The organism is Halovenus amylolytica, assembly GCA_004015825.1.
GTDB classification, from domain to species: domain Archaea; phylum Halobacteriota; class Halobacteria; order Halobacteriales; family Haloarculaceae; genus Halovenus; species Halovenus amylolytica.
In genome coordinates, this window is the sequence record SAYS01000001.1 from 86768 (window position 1) to 104989 (window position 18222).

At 60.8% G+C, this 18222-nt stretch carries 18 protein-coding genes; 7 read left to right on the forward strand and 11 right to left on the reverse strand.

Annotation, left to right across the window (positions count from 1 at the left end):
* Positions 1–6 precede the first annotated feature (6 nt).
* From EOW68_RS02440 to rimI, 4 genes are all read right to left on the reverse strand, one after another.
* A complete protein-coding gene (locus EOW68_RS02440) occupies positions 7–1110 on the reverse strand; it encodes a pyridoxal-phosphate-dependent aminotransferase family protein (RefSeq protein WP_128223588.1) in 1104 nt (367 codons plus the stop codon).
* Between the two features lie 124 nt (positions 1111–1234).
* Entirely contained in the window at positions 1235–2086 is an 852-nt protein-coding gene (locus EOW68_RS02445; RefSeq protein ID WP_128223589.1) for a YihY/virulence factor BrkB family protein, read from the reverse strand.
* 78 nt (positions 2087–2164) lie between these two features.
* Complete coding sequence (locus tag EOW68_RS02450; protein WP_128223590.1) at positions 2165–3400, reverse strand: MFS transporter; 1236 nt, start codon at positions 3398–3400, stop codon at positions 2165–2167.
* A gap of 84 nt (positions 3401–3484) precedes the next feature.
* The gene (gene rimI / locus EOW68_RS02455) at positions 3485–3952 is read right to left on the reverse strand and encodes a ribosomal protein S18-alanine N-acetyltransferase (protein ID WP_128223591.1); all 468 of its coding nucleotides are present in this window, start codon (positions 3950–3952) and stop codon (positions 3485–3487) included.
* A 105-nt stretch (positions 3953–4057) separates the two neighbouring features.
* Here rimI and EOW68_RS02460 point away from each other — a divergent pair, with 105 nt between their 5' ends.
* Both EOW68_RS02460 and EOW68_RS02465 read left to right on the forward strand, forming a co-directional pair.
* Complete coding sequence (locus EOW68_RS02460) at positions 4058–4525, forward strand: pyridoxamine 5'-phosphate oxidase family protein (protein WP_431358705.1); 468 nt, start codon at positions 4058–4060, stop codon at positions 4523–4525.
* 98 nt (positions 4526–4623) lie between these two features.
* Entirely contained in the window at positions 4624–4998 is a 375-nt protein-coding gene (locus EOW68_RS02465) for a hypothetical protein (RefSeq protein WP_128223593.1), read from the forward strand.
* Positions 4999–5145: 147 nt separating this feature from the next.
* Here EOW68_RS02465 and EOW68_RS02470 read toward each other — a convergent pair whose 3' ends face one another.
* From EOW68_RS02470 to EOW68_RS02485, 4 genes are all read right to left on the reverse strand, one after another.
* Positions 5146–6915 (reverse strand): excinuclease ABC subunit C, encoded by a 1770-nt coding sequence (locus EOW68_RS02470; protein ID WP_128223594.1) that lies wholly within the window; start codon positions 6913–6915, stop codon positions 5146–5148.
* Positions 6916–7002: 87 nt separating this feature from the next.
* Complete coding sequence (locus EOW68_RS02475) at positions 7003–8475, reverse strand: globin-coupled sensor protein (protein ID WP_128223595.1); 1473 nt, start codon at positions 8473–8475, stop codon at positions 7003–7005.
* Between the two features lie 168 nt (positions 8476–8643).
* Positions 8644–9276, reverse strand: a complete 633-nt coding sequence (locus tag EOW68_RS02480) for a hypothetical protein (RefSeq protein WP_128223596.1) — start codon at positions 9274–9276, stop codon at positions 8644–8646.
* Positions 9277–9335: 59 nt separating this feature from the next.
* Entirely contained in the window at positions 9336–9728 is a 393-nt protein-coding gene (locus EOW68_RS02485; RefSeq protein WP_128223597.1) for a DUF6276 family protein, read from the reverse strand.
* A 148-nt stretch (positions 9729–9876) separates the two neighbouring features.
* Between EOW68_RS02485 and EOW68_RS02490 the strand changes: the two genes are divergently transcribed.
* Together EOW68_RS02490 and EOW68_RS02495 are read left to right on the forward strand one after the other, a co-directional pair.
* Positions 9877–10146 (forward strand): hypothetical protein, encoded by a 270-nt coding sequence (locus EOW68_RS02490; protein ID WP_431358706.1) that lies wholly within the window; start codon positions 9877–9879, stop codon positions 10144–10146.
* A gap of 146 nt (positions 10147–10292) precedes the next feature.
* Positions 10293–11198, forward strand: a complete 906-nt coding sequence (locus EOW68_RS02495; protein ID WP_128223599.1) for a hypothetical protein — start codon at positions 10293–10295, stop codon at positions 11196–11198.
* A 3-nt stretch (positions 11199–11201) separates the two neighbouring features.
* On the opposite strand, the gene deoC is transcribed toward EOW68_RS02495, so the two are convergent.
* On the reverse strand, positions 11202–11846 hold the full coding sequence (gene deoC, locus EOW68_RS02500) for a deoxyribose-phosphate aldolase (RefSeq protein ID WP_128223600.1): 645 nt from the start codon (positions 11844–11846) through the stop codon (positions 11202–11204).
* 79 nt (positions 11847–11925) lie between these two features.
* Here deoC and EOW68_RS02505 point away from each other — a divergent pair, with 79 nt between their 5' ends.
* The 3 genes from EOW68_RS02505 to EOW68_RS02515 all read left to right on the forward strand — a co-directional run bounded on the left by EOW68_RS02505 (position 11926) and on the right by EOW68_RS02515 (position 14473).
* A complete protein-coding gene (locus EOW68_RS02505) occupies positions 11926–12786 on the forward strand; it encodes a DUF63 family protein (RefSeq protein ID WP_128223601.1) in 861 nt (286 codons plus the stop codon).
* Between the two features lie 61 nt (positions 12787–12847).
* Complete coding sequence (locus EOW68_RS02510) at positions 12848–13804, forward strand: succinylglutamate desuccinylase/aspartoacylase family protein (RefSeq protein ID WP_128223602.1); 957 nt, start codon at positions 12848–12850, stop codon at positions 13802–13804.
* 240 nt (positions 13805–14044) lie between these two features.
* On the forward strand, positions 14045–14473 hold the full coding sequence (locus EOW68_RS02515) for a DUF2391 family protein (protein ID WP_431358723.1): 429 nt from the start codon (positions 14045–14047) through the stop codon (positions 14471–14473).
* A gap of 478 nt (positions 14474–14951) precedes the next feature.
* Here the strand turns inward: EOW68_RS02515 and glmS are convergent, their stop codons facing one another.
* Positions 14952–16769 carry a glutamine--fructose-6-phosphate transaminase (isomerizing) gene (gene glmS / locus EOW68_RS02520; RefSeq protein WP_128223603.1) on the reverse strand — a complete coding sequence of 606 codons (1818 nt, stop codon included), beginning with the start codon at positions 16767–16769 and terminating at the stop codon, positions 14952–14954.
* Entirely contained in the window at positions 16769–17956 is a 1188-nt protein-coding gene (locus EOW68_RS02525; RefSeq protein WP_128223604.1) for a sugar phosphate nucleotidyltransferase, read from the reverse strand. Before EOW68_RS02525 ends, glmS begins: the two co-directional genes overlap by 1 nt.
* Positions 17957–18222: the final 266 nt, after the last annotated feature.

Sequence of the window (18222 nt, forward strand, 5' to 3'; positions counted from 1 at the left end):
ATGAATTCAGAGTCCGGCGACGTCCTCGATGGCGTCCGTGAGTTCCGTGATACTCTCGACGGTGTGTTCGCCCATGTGGCCGATCCGGAACGACTCCTCGCTGAGGTCGCCGTAGCCACTGGAGAAGACCATATCGTACTCCTCGGAGACAGTCTCGACAGTCTCGGCGACGTCGATGCCCTGCGTGTTCTCGATACAGGTCACAGTCTGGGACTCGTAGCCCTCCTCGGGGAACAGGCCGAAATGCTCGCGGGCCCAGTCGCGGGTGTACTCGGCCATCTCCTGATGACGTTTGTCACGCTCTTCGTGGGTTTCCTCGAGCATGTGTTTCATCTGCTTGCGGTAGGCGAGCATGATCGGAATGGCCGGCGTCGAGTGGGTCTGGCCCTTCCGGTCGTAGTAATCCAGACAGCGCTGGAAGCCACCGTACCACGAAGCGGAGTCTTTCGATAGTTCGCGCTCGTAAGCCTCCTCGCTGACGGTACAGACCGCGAGTCCGGGTGGCATCGCGAAGGCCTTCTGCGTCGAGGTGAAGATCGCATCGATGCCGTGTTCGTCGATATCGATGTAATCGCCACCGAGACAGGAGATCGCGTCGACGACGAAGTAGGTGTCCGGATACTCGTCGACGACGTCACCGATCTCCTCGATGGGGTTACGCACGCCGGTCGAGGTTTCGTTCATCACTGCGCCGACGGCGTCGTAGTCGTTTTCGTCGAGTTTTGCGCGGATATCCTCGGGTTTGACCGCCTTGCCCCACTCGTACTCGATGCGGTCGACGTTTTTTCCGAGGCGGTCGGCGACGTTGGCCTGCCGTTCGCTGAACGCACCGGAGGTCGGCACGAGCATATCGTCCTCGACGAGGTTGAGCGTCGTCGACTCCCAGAACTCGGTGCCGGAGGCCGTGAGAATGATCACGTCCTGGTCGGTGTCGAGGAACTCTTTCGTATCCTCGACGATGGTCGTGTACAGATCCGTCATCCGGTCCATCCGGTGTCCGAACATCGGTTCGGCCATCGCCTCGATGACGTCGTCGCGGACTTCGGTTGGACCCGGGAGATACAGCGTCTTGTCTCGGTAATCGTCTGTGTATTCGCTTTTTTTTGTCACGGAAACCACCTGATGGTATGCCTACGGTCGGGATGGGAGGATATGGGAGTTTTGGTACTGTTCCGTCGACGATCTGACCCCGAAAGAAATCCCGCCCGGACTCGAACGATCACGATATTGGATGCTATCGTGTAGAGAGGGCGGAGTCCGAGGCGTGGTCAGTTCCATCAGATGCGTCGTAGAGAACCGCATTGATCACAGCACCGAAGACGATTATCATGGCGCTGACGTAGAACCACACGAGCAACAGCAACACACCCCCGAGCAAGCCGTAGATCTGATACCGGACTGCGATCACCGGATAGAGCGCAACCAGGAGATTCAATAGGAGCCAGCTCACCGACGCGACGATCGTCCCGGGCAGTGCGTCGACCACGGAATGATCGACGGCCGGAAGCAGATAGTAGATGGGCCAGAACACGAAGACGAGCGCGACGGGGACTACCCCCGACGTGAGGAGGCCAACGAGCGGATTTCCCGGGAGCACCGTCAGAAAGAGGCTGATACTGGCCAGGCCGGAGCCTGCGATGAGGATCGAAAAAAACAGCGTCGCAGCCGTCGAGATCTGTGCCAGAATCGGCGGGGAAAGCTCCGTCTCGTACACCATCGAGATCGCGATCTCGAGACTCCGGATCAGCCGGAACATACTCCAGGCGAACACCAGGCTTGCACCGAAGATGACGCCTGTCCGCCCCTCCGTCTGTCCGATTGCATCCCGGAGAAACTCCTGGCTGGTGGGTGTCAGAAACTCCTGGGTCATCAGAACGACCTGCAGTGCCAGCTCGTCACCGCCGATGGCCGAAATCGCGACGAACGCGAAAAGAAACAGTGGAATCAACGCAGCGAACGTGTAGTAGGCGATGCTCGCAGCCAGAAAATGAATCTCCTTTTCGACCGCCAGTTCGACAATCTCCCGAACGACCGATCCGATCCGGCGGAGATGGCCCTGTGCCCAGTGGCGACGGTCTGAACTCATCTAATTGTGCCTGCAGTTACATGTAGATACAGATAGATGAATGCTTTGCACCGGGCAGTAGCTGACGGAGCGTCCCGATCATCGGAGACGTTCCTGTTTCTCGATCCACGGCACGACAGGAACGTCGAGTCGGAACAGAAGCGGCAGTGCGACGATCGCGATGAACACCTCGGCGAGACCGACGACCAGAAACGCGGCCTCGAAGCTCACACCACCTGCGACAGTCGCACCGCCGATGATCCCGCTCAAAAATCCCAGACTTCCGAAAATATTGAACCCACCCATCGCGACGCCGCGGCTGTTCTCCGCAGCGAGATCGGTCACCAGCGCCATCGTGGCTGGTGCGACGAAGGCACCGAGGATGCCGACGAACACCATCGCCGTGGCAGTAATGGGGACAGACGGCGCATAGAAGACGCTGATAACGGCCACACCGTAGGCCAGCGAGCCCGCTGCGACCGGAATAATCCGACCGATTCGATCGGAGAGACGGCCCATTGGGTACTGAAACAGTGCGAACGGGACGAAGAAGGCACCGAGTAACAGCCCAGTCCCGGCGGCGTCGAGGCCGAGTTCGGACTGGAAGTAGACCGTGCCGACGAGGGCAAAAAACCCGGCCGTGAGCCGGTCGACGAAGCCGAAGGCGAATGGGACCGCGAGTGACCACTGCTCGCGGAGTGTGCCGGCGATCGCCAGTGGGCTGGTCGACTGGGCACCCGGTGTGCGGTCGGTCGCCAGGGTAGCGAGCACGCCAGCGACGAGTAACGCGACAGCAGCAGCGTACAGCGGGACGAACGGTCCCAGCCCGTAGAGCTGGCCGCCGATCGGCGAGCCGAGGGCGGTCCCCAGCCCGATTGCGAGTCCGGCAGTCCCCATGTTCCGGCCGTGGCCGCCGCCGAGATCCATCAGCGTCGTCATCGCGAGCGAGAAGGCACCGATCGTCGCGATCCCCTGGACGAACCTGAGCAGGAGGATCGCCTCGTAGGGCACTGCAAACAGCGTCGGCGCGACGGCGAGCACGAGATAGCCGATCGCACCGAAGACACCGCCGGCGGCGACGAGTGGGACGCGATAGCCGACACTGTCGCTTATCGCGCCCCAGACGCCCGCAAAGAGGATGAATCCCAGAAACTCGGCCGTGAGAAACCACTTGCCGGCATCGAGGACGGCACCGACATCACCACCCCACGCCGCCGGGCTCGCACCGAGGGCGACGACGAGATCCGGGATCCCCGGATAGAGCAACACCTGGGCGAAGAGGACGGCGAACACGACCGTTCCGAGGACGAGCCGGTCCCGGTCGACAGCGTTCACGAACACAGATAGAACCAGAGCTGACAAGCAACTGTTGGTTGTCCTGGTGAGTCGAAATTCTTCAGCGTCTCATATCCACCAGTATTAGAGCTCCCGGACGAGCAGGAGGGCATCCTCGCCGTCGTTGTAGTAGCCATCGACCGTCGCCCGGTGTTCGAACTCGTAGGATCGGTAAAGATCGAGCGCAGGTCCGTTGCTTTCCCGGACTTCGAGTTTTACCAACTCGGCACCCTGGCTGCGCAGGAGATCGATACCGCGAGTAAGCAGGAGTTTCCCGAACCCCTGGCGGCGGTGCGCTTCGTGGACAGCCAGATTCTTGATGTGGCCAACGAGTCTCCCGCGATCTCTGACACGGTCGGCGACGATGTAGCCGTGGACAGCGTCGTCAGCAGCGACGAGAAAGCCAGGCTGGCCGAGATACTGTTCGAACGCCCCGAACGGCCACGGCTGTGGGAAGGCGTCTGTTTCGATCCGGTAGACAGCGAGGAGGTCGGCTCGCTCCGCTGGCCGAACCGAAACTGTGGGACGATCGTCCGACGATGCCGTCGTCACGTCCACAGATACGCGATAGCGACAGATATGTGTACTGGGCGAGCGGGCTCCGGAGAGTCTCCCCAGGCCAAACAGTTCAAATCACTGGACATACAAGAGATAGATATGTCATCGAACCTGTACGCTCAGTTCACTGGGACGCCGATGGACAGCGACGATGTCGATACGCTGCTCACGTCAGAGGGATACGGGATCCTCTCACTGTGTCGTGACGGCGAACCGTACAGTATTCCCGTCTCGTTCGGATACGACGGCGACGATATCTACTTCCCGTTTCTCATCCAGAGCGATGACAGCAAAAAAACGGAGTTCATCGCGGAAGGAGCGCGGGCGCGTCTACTGGTGACCGATATCCGTGGTCGGTTCGACTGGCAAAGCGTTGCAGTTACGGGCCCCGTTCACGCGATCGATCCCCAGAGCGAGCCCTACGAACAGTTCATCGAGACACTCGTCGATAATGGCTGGTTCATGCGGTCTTTCGAACGGAGTGACGCGATTAGTTCGATGCAGGCGTGGCGACTCGAGATCGACGAACTCCAGGGCTTACAGCGAAAGGAAGAGCAACTAGAGTGATACTACCTCATAACACCCACTCACAAGGAGAGTAGCCGACGGCACTCGTCAGTCGTAGGAGCTGTATAAATATACGACCGTACTTCGACCAGCTATGTATGACAGCCGAGGACCAGAAGTACGTCATCACCTCGCTCGAAACCGAGGGCTCGGAGACGGAGATTCTCACTGTAGAGCTTCCGTCTCGCGAGATTATCGCCCAGCTCGAGGTGCCGCGACATTTCGTCGATCGGATGGCAGACCTCGGCGCAGAACACGACGTATCACTCGAGCAGGCACTCGGGGAACGCCTGGAGATCAACCGGGCGCGTGTCTCACTGCAGTCTGCCAGAGCTGTCGAGAGCATCGCACAGGTCAAGGAGCATCTCTCCGAGGCGAAGATGTACCTCTCCGGTGTCGATGCGCTCGATACCGAGGGGCTCGAAGCCGAAATCGACCGAATCTGGAGAGAGGAACTCGATTCGAGAGCGTGAGTTCGGGGTCCCCGACTCATACTGCCGGCTGTACAAAACTGACAAATTGCGCCACCCCGGGATGAGCCGAGCAGCGCGAGGCGATTCTCGGTAGCCAAACGGCTACCGGTGGTGGCACATATCTTTCCGAATTTACAGCCACCAGTATCAGGACAGCTGTCGATCGATCGCTGTGGCCGTCTGTTTACCGATCCCACGGATCTCCGATAGTTCGTCGATTGAAGCCTCGCGTACACCGTCGACGCTGCCAAATCTGCCGAGCAGCCGTCTCCGTGTCTCCGGCCCGACACCCTCGATCTCGTCTAGCGGTGTCGACACCTCGTCACGGATCGTTTCGTGATACTGTACGGCAAATCTGTGTGCTTCGTCGCGGACACGCTGGAGCAGCTGTAGTTTCGACTCCTCGCTCGCCCAGTCGTACGTCCGGTCGGGTGTGACGACACGCTCCTCGGCTTTGGCCAGTGCGACCACAGGGCGGTCCCAGCCGACCGCCGAGAGAGCGTCCCGCGCAGCCGCCAGCTGGCCAGAGCCGCCGTCGATCAACAGCAGATCGGGGTCGGGGCGGTCGTCCCGGCCCTCGACTGCTCGCTCGGCCCGCCAGGTGAGCAGCGCCTTCATATTCGCGTAGTCGTCGTTTTCCTCGGGCAGTTTCTTCCGGCGATACCCGGGTTTGTTCGGGCTGCCGTCGAGAAAGGCGACGTTACTCCCGACGACAGACCGCCCGTGGGCGTGGCTGACGTCGAATCCCTCGATCCGGTCGACACTGTCGAGACCGAGCGCATCGGCCAGCGCCGCACCGCCGTCGCGTTTCGAGTTACGCTTGCGGGCGTTTTTCATCGCGAGATCGACCAGTGTCGCCTCACGGCCGGCACCGGGAACCCCCAGTTCGACGCCCGCACTCGAAAGCCACTCGTCGAGGCCCTCGCCGACCGGCTGTTCCGGACAGAGAATGCGTTGGGGAAGCTCCGTCCCGGCGTAGTACTGCGGAATGAACGCACCAAGCACGACACCCGCGTCGGTCTCTCCCGCCAGGTCGATCGTCAACTGCCCACCGTCCTCGGGAACTGCCAGCGTGTGCTGCTCGCGGTCGACCAGCTGTCCGTTCTCGGCTCGCAACACCGCGACTGTGGGCTCCGAGCCGACGAGTGAGACGCCGAGGACGTCGGTCCGACGCTGCTGGTCGCTGGCCGTACTGACGGCCTCGTCGTGGCTCTGGCGGAACTGCTCGACCGATTCGAGCATATCCCGGAGGTTCGCGGCCCGCTCGAACCGTTCCTCGCTCGCGGCCTGTTCCATCTGCCGGCGGAGCGGGTCGGTCAACACGCCCGTTTCACCGCCGAAAAACCGCTCGACGGACTCGACATCGTCGAGATACGCTGCCCGGCCGATCTCGCCAGTGCAGGGGGCCGTACAGAGCCCGATATCGTAGTCGAGGCAGGGCCGGTCCCGGTTGGCGAACTTGTGATCCGAGCAGCCCCGCACCCCGTAGATCTCCCGCAGGGCCTTGCAGACCGTCTCGACGGTCCCCTTGTCGGTAAAGGGGCCGAACACAGTCGAGCCGCTCTCGGGGTCGCGGGTGATCCGGATCTGTGGAAACTCGTGGTCCGTGAGCGCGACGAGCGGGTAGGATTTGTCGTCTTTCAGCCGGACGTTGTACTTCGGCCGGTGCCGTTTGATGAGGTTCGCTTCCAGTAACAGCGCCTGCGATTCGGTGTCCGTGACCGCGACGTCGATCTCTTCCGCGCGGTCGACCATCCGGCGGATGCGTTCGCTGCGCGGATCTGCGTAGGAGCGAACGCGGTCGCGCAGTTCGACGGCTTTGCCGACGTAGAGCACCCGCTCGCCGTCGAGAAACTGGTACACTCCGGGCTCCCGGGGGAGCGACCCGGCACGCTCGCGGAGTGTCTCGATATGCATCATCCCACAGTATGGGACGAGACCGTTTTAGAGTGCTGTTCGCACCCCATGCGAACTGAACACCCGACGGCGAGGTAGACGCGGCTACTACGAAGTGAGCTGTGCGGCCGCCTCACCGATCTCCTGGATCTTCGCTGTCTGGCGCTCGTTTGCCTCGGCGATCGAGTCCATCTCGTCGGCCATCTCGTCGAGTTCGCTGACGAAGGAATCGACCATGCTGGCGACCTCCTCGGTCGTCGCCGCCTGATCATCAGTCGCGTCAGAGACCTCCTGGATCCCCTGTGCTGCATCCCTGACGCTGTCGAGAATCTCGTCCAGGTTCTCCATCGTAGTCTGGACCTGGGCCATTCCCTGTGAGACCTGTTCGGTCGTCTTCTGGAGACTCTCGGCTGTCTCTTCAGTATCTGTCTGTGCGTCCTCGATGGTCTCCTCGATCTCCGTGGCGTTCTGTTTGGACTCGCTGGCGAGTGATTTGATCTCGTCTGCGACGACCGCGAACCCCTCGCCTGCTTCGCCGGCACGGGCTGCCTCGATCGAGGCGTTCAGCGCGAGCATGTTCGTCTGCTCGGCGATATCGTTGATAACTGTCGTGAACTCGTTGACGTCGTCCATCCGGGACTGGAGGCCGTCCATCTGCTCGGACACCTCGCTGACTGCCGAATCGATATCTTTCATCGCGGTCAGTGCGTCACCCGCCGAGTCACGCCCTTCCTCGGCGAGGGACTCCGCCGCGTCGCTCGTCTGATTGACCTCCCGTGCGGTCGAGGCGATCTCCTCGATCGTCGCACTCATCGTCGCGACCTCGCCGGAGACGTTTTCGGCTGCCTCGACTTGCTGCTGGATCGTGTTGCTGACCACAGTCGTACTCTCGGTCACGTTCTGGGCCGCAGACGACACCTCGGTGATCGGCGTCTGGAGGTTGGATTCGACCTGGCTCGTCAGCTGTTTCTGTTCCGAGAGCGCGTCCTCGATCTCCTGGCTGTATGAGTGGATGTAGGTATCCATCGCCACCTGCTGGTCGAGATTGATGAGTTTCTGCACCGCGAGGATCCGCTCGGTGACTGTATCGACGGCGTCGGCTGGCTCCTGATCGTCGAGATTCGATTTGACATCCTCGGCGACGGCCTCCATGATCCCCCGGTAGTAGATGCTGTAGGCCCCGAAGTAGATTTTCGGCCCGAGATCGAGCATATCGTGGATCTTGCCGATCCGGGCACGCCTGTCGAAGTACTGCTGGTCGTACTCGCCACGCCCGAGATCCATCAGGTACTGCCGCTGGTCCTTTTTCAACGCCTCGATCGGTTTCGACGAGGAATCCATGATCGCGACAGTCTCGCTGTAGCTCTGGAGATGATCGTAAAACTCCTCGACCAGCTCGTCTGCGATTTCCTCGAACAGATGACTGATCGACTCGAGAGCGTCACTATCCTGCCGACTGAACTGGGTGTACTCCTTCCGCCAGCTGATCTCCTCCCGGTCGATCCCGATCTCCCCAGTCAACCGTGAGCCATCGACCATCCGACGTCTCTCGTCAGTTATTTTTCTATTAGCTTTTGCCATACCCCGACCAATTATGTTATATCATAAATATTCGCCCCACTAAAACTCAAATGTAATAATTATAGTTTGTGAGTTACCGACTCAATCGATCGTCGTCGTGGAGAATCGTCGTATCAGAAGGGATATAGGTCGCAGGCCAGCAGGTCTGGGACGTTTGCGACAGCAAAATCAGAACAGATCGTTTGGCAGCAGCGAGGACAACCCCTCCGAGCCCCCACCGATCTCGTCGTCGGGCAGGATCGCCGATTCGAGCCGTCTGATCGCGCCGTCGACGTCGTCGGGTCGCTGGACGTGGATATCCCGTCCATCGCCTGCGACCCGGATCGCGAGTGTGGGGACACGGAACAGCCAGTAGACCGCAAACATGGCGACAGCAGCGAGCAAGACGAGCGCGCCGACGACCTGCATGATCTGGTCGAGCTGGGTCATGAAGCGCAACATCCCGTCGGCGATACTCACGATGCCACCGGCCCCGGTCTGACTCGTCGCTTCGGCGTCGAACGAGACGTCGCCGATCAGCGCCTCGAAGTCGATGAAAAGCCCCGCGAGAATGAGCATGAGACTGTAGACCCCGTAGCGGATACTCCTGCCTGCGAGTGTGGTCCGTCCCTGGGCGCTCGTCTCGACACCACTGACGTTCGGGCGCTCGACCTGCCGGAAGTTCTCGCCGTCCATCTCGGGGGTGAACGTGAGTACGCGGTGGCTCGTCACGACGACCCGCGAGCTGTCGATATCGAGGACCTCCGAGACCGACTCGCTCTCGTAGAGAAGCTCCTCGACACGGTTTTGCCACCCCGTCATACCGACTGGTAGGGAATCAGCAATCAAGAGTGCTCGGGCCACATTCTCAGGAGAGAAAATCAGAGTAGCTGTTCGAGTTGCCGACGCCGGCCGGAGAGATCCAGTTCGGTCTCGATATCGGGATCGGCTGCCAGCCGGTCGAGCGCCAGCAGTGGATCGGTGCCGGCCCGTTCGACTGCCTCCAACAGTTCGGTGATCTCCTCCCGATACAGTGCGAGGTTGTCGAGCAACCCGAGCAGGAGCGCAAAGGCAACAGCACCGTCGGGATTCGTCGGAAAGGCGTCGCTGATCCGGTCGAAGTCGGGGTCGTCCGGCGGTGGATTCTTGGCTGGTTCCATCGAGAGACAATGCGTGCAAAGTGTGACTGCCGACTCCGCTCCGGGGACGTGATTCTCGAATCGGTCAGGGATAGCGAACGCCACAGTGTCAGCGCCGCAGGTCAGACAGTCCATACGGCTGCTTTGGCTCCCGGTCTGAAACAGGCTTCGTCTATTGTAGTATGGGATCTGAGAGGTTACGGCCCACACCTGGTGGTAGCAAGAGTCGTGTATACCCCAGACAGGGGCGAGAGTTATACGTATTCAAACAGTACAGGAGATGATGTCCGAAGAGATATTCACGGAACCCGAAGAGACGACAGAGGACTGGGTCGACGTTCGGATGACCAATCCGGAAGAAAGGGAGTGGGACGTCGACTTCGTCGTGGTCGACGGGCAGGTGAACTACGTCGACCTCCGGATCCGGCCGGAGTTGCTCCGCGGCTTCGTGGAGTGTCTGATCGACGACGTCGGCGACGACCACGCAGGCAGTATTCTCGCAGATATCGCCGAAGAGAACGATCTCAATCTGGATTCTCACAGCGAATCGTAACATTGTCCGGCTGTCGAAAACAGCGTCGACCGGAGAAACGAGCTGACAGTTTCCGAGCGTACAGTCGGTTATGCGTATCATAGATGGCTCAAAGACCGATTTGAGTCATCCCTTCGGATTTATATATGGGCGTCCACTGGTCGTACATGAACGAACTTACGCGACGGACGGTACTGCTCGGAACAGCTGGACTCGCGACGGCCGGACTCGCCGGCTGTGTCGGCGATACCGGCGACGATGGCGACGACGGAAGCGGCGAGACTGGTGGCATCGACGACAGTTCGATCACCCATCTCGGGAGCGACTGTGCAGGACCGGAACCCGATACGGTTGCAGTCGTCGCCGAGGGGAGTACCTACACCGTCGAGGGGACACTCCCCGCCTCCACGCCGTGTTACGAGGCCGAACTCGTCGAGACAAGTTTCGAGGCTGGCACGCTCTCGCTAACAGTCGACGTCGTCGAAGACGGGAGTGAAACGTGTATCGAATGCGAGGGACAGGTCAACTACGAGGCGACAGTCGACCTCTCCGACGGGGCGTCGATCGAGACTGTCTCGGTTACACACGAGACTGGCGAGACACACACTGTCGAGCAGTCGGCGTTCGTCGACGGCTACCCGGAGATCGTCTCCTCGTCGATCGAGACGACCCAGACGGGGTCCCGGACAGACGAGCAGTCGGATACGGCCGACTTCGACATCGGTGAGGAGGCAGTCACGATCGAGGGGACGATCCTGACCTCGACGCCCCACTACGAGGCCGTCCTCGAAGAGACAGCTATCGAGCGCCGAGCGTTGCAGGTGACCATCGGTACTGAGTCGACACTCGACGAGGACGAGGCGGGCACCCAGGAACTCGGCTTCCTCGACTACGAAGCCACGATCGAGATCGAAAATATCGACAGCCTCGAACGCGCCCAGATTCAGCATCCAGAGACGACACACGGGTTCGAGTGGGACGAAAACAGCGCGAGCGCGTCTACGGGCGGGTCGAGTGAGACTGGAACGAGTACGGCAGAAGGGAACACGAGCGCGCCGGAGCGCAGCCAGTAGCGGTCACTCGCGTCCGGTCTGTTCGCGGTACTGGTCGACGATCACGTCCCCGCTGGAAGCGCCGATCCGGTCTGCGCCGGCGTCGAACAGTTCCTTCGCGAACGCCCAGGAACCGATACCGCCACTCGCCTTGACGTCGTCGTACTCGGAGAGCAGTTCGACGTCGGAGACCGTGGCACCGCCCTCCGTGAAGCCGGTCGCGGTTTTGAGAAAGTCGATATCGGTACTGGCCGCGACGGCAGCCAGCTCCCGGAGCTGGTCGTCGTCGAAAAGCGGTGCTTCGAGGATGGCTTTCACGGGCACCGGCACGGTCGCCGCGATCTCTTCGAGTTCGGCTTCGAAGGGCTCGATCTCGCCGGCAGCTGCCCGCCCCAGATTCGGCACCAGATCGATCTCGGCAGCACCGGCTTTCCAGACCTGGTTGGCCTCCGTACATTTCGTTTCGAGGCTGTGCTGCCCGTGGGGGAAGCCGATCACCGTCGCGATCGCGACACCAGACGCGTAGTCGGTCGCCTCGTCGACGTAACACGGTGGAACACAGGCTCGCATGCCGTGGTGTACTGCCGCGTCGAGAACCTCGGTGACATCCTCCCACGCTGTCAGCGGACCGAGAACAGTGTGTTCGATCCGACCCGGTATATCGTCCATACGCCAGCCAGGAGCGCCGTAGTTAAATCTCTCCCGTCGGCCGGAACAGTTTTGAGTGGCGGGGTATCATCTCACCGAAATGGCAGCGCCATTTACCGATTTCGTGGTTTCAGAGGTTGGGCTGGTGCAGTGGGCGGCGCTTCTGGTCGGCACACTCACCGTCTCCGTCCTTCTGTATGCGCTTCGGCCGCCGCTGACACAGAAAGTCGTTCTCTCGTTTATTCCGTGGATTATCTCCGGGAGTATCCTCCACGTCTTCTGGCAGCTTCAGGAGGTGCTACAACGACAGCTGTATCCGGAGGCGATTGCAGGGATCTTCTCTGCCCCGGCGGTGTACCTGACGACGTTCATCCCGCTTGGAATTATCTGGATTATTTCGGCGATGATCGTCCCGAGCTACGAGAAGAGCAATCGGATTGCGGTCTACATCGGGACGGCAGGAATCAGTGTGATGACTCCACTGATCGGCCTCCTCCTCTGGCAGGGGATGGACGAGGCAGTGGCACCGATGGAGCCGATCTGGCCAGTACTGGGACTGATCATCTCCTTCGTGCTCGCCTTCGTCGTCTACATCCTGATCGGCTCCTGGCGGACATACGTCATCGCAGAAGCCCGGTTCGTCGGGGCGTTCGTGCTGTTTGCCCACACCTTCGACGGCGTGACGACGGCAATCGGCGTCGAACAGCTCGGTGCCGGCGAACGGTCGGCGCTCCCCCGACTGATTCTCGACATCGCGGGCGACTTGCCGACGGCGGATCTACTCGGGACCGGCTGGCTGTTCGTCACAGTGAAAGTGGTGCTCGCGTCGGCGATCGTCATCCTCTTCGCCGATTACGTCAGCGATAAACCCACAGAGGGGAATCTCATGTTCGCGATCATCGGTGCTGTCGGGCTCGGTCCCGCAGTCAACAACTTCTTTCTGTTCCTGCTCGCGCTGTAGGCGTCGGCAGGATTCGTGCATATCGAACACCTAAAGAGCGTGGGGCTGCCGAATAGGAGTAATGACGAGTCTGGGCACTGCGCGTGCCGATCCAGGTGAGATCAATACTGGACGGCTAACTGTCGGTGAAGGGCCGGATGGCGGTTCTATCGGGCTGCCGGTCGCGGTCATCAACGGTGTGGGCGACGGGAAAACGCTCTATCTACAGGCGGCAAGCGACGGCGACGAACTCAACGGTGTCGGTGTCGTCAGGCGGGTTGTCCCACAGCTCGATCCCCAGGAGCTGTCGGGAACGATCCTGGTCGTCGGGATTGCCAACTACTTCGCATTCCAGCACGGCGAACACCGGAACCCGATCGACGATACCAAACTCAACCGAACGTACCCGGGAGACGAGAACGGGACCTCGACCGAACGCATCGCGGCAGCGACCTTCGACGCCGCAACTCGGGCGGATCTCATCCTGGATCTCCACCAGGGCTCGACCTCGCGGATGATAAACGAAGTCCGTGTCAGGTGCGGGAAACGCCACCGCATCCACGACGACTGTCTCGAACTGGCGAAGGTCTTCGGCTGTGGCCACATCCTCGACCAGAAAGGGCCGGAAGGACAGCTCGCCCGTGCTGCCCCGGACAAGGGGATTCCGACTGTCGATCCCGAGCTCGGTGGCGCCGTGGGATTCGACCAGGAGAGCATCGAGATCGGTGTCGAGGGCGTTTTCAACGTGCTGAAATACTACGATTTTCTCCCGGGGAGTGTCGGAGTGTACACGCAGACGCGAGCCGGCGGCTTCGAGCAGTACGGCGCACCGTCGGGTGGGATCGTCGATTTCAAAGTCGAACTCGGCGACCGCGTCAGCCGAAACCGGACGCTGTTCGAGGTGACCGACGTCTTCGGCCGGATCAAGGCCACGGTCTCCGCAGATTCGGACGGGATCTTCTGGCGGAGCCGTCGACGCCCGCAGGTCGCAAGCGGTGAGTACGTCTGTTCTGTCGGCACCGATCTCGACAGCTACTGATGAACAGCCACACGGCGCAGTCGAGCGCCAGAATGGGCCTTTGTCGCTCCTGTCCTGTTCGAATCCCGCACACTGTTTTATTCCTGCCGTCGTCACTAGAACGTAGTGTCGCGGAAGAGACCCTTCGAGAAAGAAGAGACAGAGTCTGACGAGAGGGATGTCGCTGATCTACTCGATGAACTTGAAAACCTCGAGGAGACAGTCGGTTCGCAAAAAGAACGCCGAGTCATTCGACAGACGATCAGCACCCTCGACAGGCTGTCAGCGCGTCGTGTCTTCGGTCTAGACGACCTGGTCCAGCAGATCGTCGGTGGGATCGTCCTCTCCGCGCCGTTCGTCGTCACCGAGGAGGTCTGGAGTCTCGCCGCGTCGATGAACTGGATACAGTGGATCATCACGGTCGTCATGGTGGTCATAATCGGTTACGGTGCCCTGTACCGGGCGGATGACGAACGCGACGCCAGATGGGAGGAGTCGATCGCCGGGCTCCCACTCCGGTTTATTTCGTTACTGCTCGTCTCGTATCTCTCGGTGGCGATGCTCGCGGTCCTGTTCGACGCGCCGACGACCTTCGGGGCGACTCCGCCGACGACGGCGAAAGCCATCTCGATCGGAGCCATCTTCAGCGTCGTCGGCGCCGCGACTGCAGACTCCCTTTTCGGCGGGTGAGCGAACCCACGGCTGAACGATCGTTTCTGAGGTGATCCTCTAACTCTTCTACGCCAATCCCAGCAGATTCACACTTTGTCACACTAGACGTATCGGACTCGACACTATCTTGATACAGCGAGAGAATCTCGCCGTTCACGGCGGGCGTGAATCGCGTAAGATTGGTGCCGCAAACCCCCGGATTTATTCTCGGTGGGGTCGTACAGTACGACAATAACTCGGGAAAAGTGGGTGTGGGTTGGCGTTCACCCGATATCAAACACGCGAGCCTGCCCGAGTCAGACTCCGCTGCAAGGCGCAGTCAGGCGGATGGCACCGCCCGCACGGGCCAAGCAGATACCCAAGCATCTCACTCCCTCACGGGACTGACGGCTTGCGTGCAAACCGGAGTACCCGCGAGGGGAATGTTGCCACCGTTGGTGTCGGAACGCCCGACCCCAACCGCGTGGAAACCTCGGCGTTTACGCCGAGGAGGATGTCATTCGACGGTGACGCTCTTTGCGAGGTTCCGTGGTTTGTCGATCTCCCGACCGAGTTCCTTCGCCGCGTGGTAGGCGACGAGCTGGAGCTGGACGTTGCCGAGCACCCCACTCATTTTGGGGGTGGTCTTTGGAATCGACAAGACGTCGTCGGCCTGGTCGATCGCTGCACTCGATGCCTCGCTTGCAACCGCTATCACGGGTGCACCGCGGGCCTGGACCTCCTTGGCGTTGCTTATGATTTTCTGATCGTCCTCGCCGGTAAAGAGAACGAACACGGGCGTGTTCTCGGTGACGAGCGCAAGCGGGCCGTGTTTCAGCTCCGAGGCAGCAAAGCCTTCGGCGTGTTCGTAGGTAATCTCCTTGAACTTCAGTGCACCTTCGAGTGCGACCGGATAGCAGGTGTTGCGACCGAGGAAGAAAAACGCATCACTGTCGAGGTACTTTTCGGCGACTGCTGCCGCGGTCGAGTTGTCGAGTATCTGCTGGACGTCCCCCGGGATCTGTGAGACCGATTCGAGGAGACTCCCCGCGTTCTCGACGGACGTTCCTGTGATATCCTGTACGAGTCGCTGAGTGAGCATCGAGAGGGTAACGACCTGTGAGGAGAACGATTTCGTCGCGGCCACACCGATCTCGGGACCGGCACGGATGTACAGCGAATCGTCACACTCTCGTGTGATCGAGGAGCCGACGACGTTCGTCAGTGCGAGCGTCCGGACGTTGGTGCCCTGAATGGCCCGGATCGCACCCAGCGTATCGGCCGTCTCGCCGCTCTGGGTGACCGCGATCACGAGTGTGTTCGAGTCGGCTGGCGGCGGCGACACCGCGTACTCGCCGGAGAGATACGCCTCCGCATCGACGCCGTTCTCTGTCAGCAGGGCTGCCGCGTACATCGCCGCGTGCATCGAGGTCCCCATCGCGACCAGATGCACCCGATCGATCCCGGTAAACGTCCCCGGCGGGAACCCTTCGAGATCGACGTCACCGCTGAAGGAGTCGATACGACCCCGGATCGTCTGTCGCAACGCGGTTGGTTGCTCGTGGATCTCCTTGCGCATGTAGTGGTCGTAGCCCGCCTTGCCGACGTCTTCTGCATTCCAGTCGACCGTCTCGACCTCGCGGTCGACCACGGTACCGGTCGTATCGGTCACGGTGTAGCCAGTCTCTGTCACGCGGACGACGTCCCCGTCTTGCAGGTAGACCACCTCGTCAGTCTGGTCGAGGAAGGCGGGCACGTCGCTGGCGAGGAAGTACCGGTCGGTGTCCTGCCCGAGTACGAGCGGTGAGCCGTTTCGAGTCGCGTAGACGGCGTCCGTTCCCGCAGCGATGGCTGCGACCGCGTAACTACCCGCCAGTCGGTCGACTGCCTCCCGGAACGCCGATCCGAAATCAGCGCCGTTCGCGAGGTGTGACTCGATGAGATGCGGGATCACTTCTGTATCCGTTTCGCTCGTGAACACGTGGCCATCGGCAGCTAACTCCTCGCGTAGCTCCCGGTAGTTCTCGATGATCCCGTTGTGAACCACGGCAACCTTGCCGGTGCAGTCAGTGTGGGGGTGTGCGTTCTCGTCGGTCGGTGGCCCGTGTGTACTCCATCTGGTGTGACCGATGCCGACGGCTCCGTGGAGGTCTTTCCCGGCGAGTGCCTCCTGGAGCCTGTCGATTTTGCCCTCACTTTTGACGACGTCGATGCCGGTGCCGTTTTGCAGCGCGATGCCGGCCGAGTCGTAGCCACGATACTCCAGGTTTTCGAGTCCGGAAAGCAGGTCGGGGACCGCACTCCCGTCGCCGACCCGGACGGTAATTCCACACATTATCTGATCACTCCGTTTTCGAGAAGACTGCCGGAAACGGTGGTACCGGGACTGATGGTCACGTCCGGCCCGATACGCGTCCCCGGCGTCAGCGTTACGTTCGCACCGATCGTCGCTCGATCGGAGACGACACTGCCGAGCTGTTTGTTCCGGTAGATCTGTTCGTTGACCGCGAAATCCGCAGCGCCACCCGGTGCGGCCGCCGCTTCACCGACCGATACCTCCGCGCCGACGACCGTATCACGAACCACGGCGTTGGCCCCGATCCGACTGTCCGAACCGATCTGTGACCGGTTTACCACCGTGTTCGCGCCGACTCTGACATCCGACTGGAGACAGACGCCGTTTCGGAGCACGGCGCCGGCCGCGACCTCACAGCCCGGGCCTATCATCGTATCGTCGCCGACCACCGCCGTCTCGTGGATCCGAGCCGTCTCGGCGACCAGCGGTGTCTTCTCGGAGCCAGCAACCAGTTCGGGGTGTGCCGACTGGAGTCGTTCACAGATCGCGAGTAGATCCCACGGGTAGGCGGGATCGAACCACACACCGTCGGGCACTGCCGGTGCGACCGTTCCCGACAGATGCGGGATGGCGTCCGTCAGCGAGAGTTCGCCACCGTTCATCGACGTCTGCTCCAGGGCATCGAAGATCTCCTCGTCGAAGACGTAGACACCGACGTTGATCCGGGCCTGGTCGTCGTCACTCCGATGTTCGAGGATCGTCGTTACCCGGTCGTTTTCCAGACAGACCGTCCCGTAGTCGCTCGATCTGTCCGACTGTCCGACCGCGACGGCGGCCGTGACGTCCGCACGCTGGTACCGTTCGATCGTCCCTGTAATCATCTCCGCGTCGATGATGTTGTCGCCGTTGACGACGACGAACTCACCGGAGACCTCGCCAACAGCCTGTTTGAGCGCGTCGCCGCTCCCGAGCTGGTGGTGCTGGTAGATGTAGCTCAACTCCAGCTCCGGATACTGTCTGTTGAGATGGTCCTGCAGCCGTCTGCGCTGGTGACCGACCACGACGACGACGTTCGTAATGCCGACGTTCCGGAGGGCATCGACGACGTAGTCGATAATCGGTCGGTTCGCGACCGGTAACATCGGTTTCGACTGGTACTCCGTCAGCGGCCGCAACCGACTCCCCTCTCCTGCCGCGAGCACGACTGCACTTGTGGGTGCTGTCATGGGTAACCGGAGGGGATATCCCCACGCTGCTGGTCGCTACGTGCACTCTCTCCGACTGCACGCCGACCAGCAGTGTCGTATGTCCGCTCGGTTCTCGTCTCTCTCATACACCGGCCATTCCTGTGCGTAACTATTGTTATACTCTTCTTATCACTGGACAAAATGAATTGAAACGATCAAAAATGATACGATATAGGTTCTAAACTCCTAAAAAGTAATTGTAAGGGAATATATATCCTAAGAAATACTACGAATGTTTATCCTCG